At 77.4% G+C, this 633-nt stretch carries 1 protein-coding gene; it reads right to left on the bottom strand.

Annotation, left to right across the window (positions count from 1 at the left end; all coding sequences use genetic code 11):
* Nucleotides 1–633, bottom strand: a 633-nt coding sequence (locus EAO70_RS26160) for an SAV_2336 N-terminal domain-related protein (protein ID WP_261993057.1), incomplete at both ends; no start/stop codon positions are given.

The following is a 633-nucleotide window of genomic DNA, read 5'->3' as shown; positions in this document are numbered from 1 at the left end:
AACCCGGCATCTTCCAGCGCTCCGCCACCCCCGGCGGCCGGGGGCGGCGGGCCCCCAGGGCTCGTCGTCGGAGAGGAACGCGGTGTGGCCGCCGGGGGTGGCGGAGCGCTGGAAGATGCCGGGTTCGGCGGGGAGCGCGGTGCGGGGCCAGAGGCGCGGCGGGAGCGGCTGGACGAGGGCGAGCGGGGAGTGGCGGGGCCACTGGCGCAGGAACCGCTGGGCGGCGCCGCGCTGCCAGAGGGGTCCGACGCAGTCGCTGACGACCAGGGTGAGGCGGTGTCCGGTCGGGTCGTGGAGCTGGTCGACGGGCCGCAGCCGGGGGCGGCCGTCGGCGCCGGAGGTGGTGGTGACGAGCGGGGGGCCGTCGCCGGTGTCGTACAGGCGGTGCACCTGGACGTCCCGGAAGGCGCCGGACTGCTGGCAGGCCTGGCGGAGTTCCTCGACCATCCGGTTCCAGACGACCATGGCGGGTCCGGTGTCCATGAGGAGCTGGATGTCGGGGCGGCGGCCCGCCGCCGGGCGCATCACGGGGGTGAGCATGCCCGCGGCGGCGCTGCGTTCGGCGGTGGCCTCCTCGTCGAGGACGCCCTCGTCGGGGCGGCGGGCGGCGCGGGCATGCTCACCCCCGTGATG

Source organism: Streptomyces sp. adm13(2018), assembly GCF_008042145.1.
Taxonomy (GTDB): Bacteria; Actinomycetota; Actinomycetes; order Streptomycetales; family Streptomycetaceae; genus Streptomyces.
This window is presented reverse-complemented; position numbering and strand designations above follow the sequence as displayed.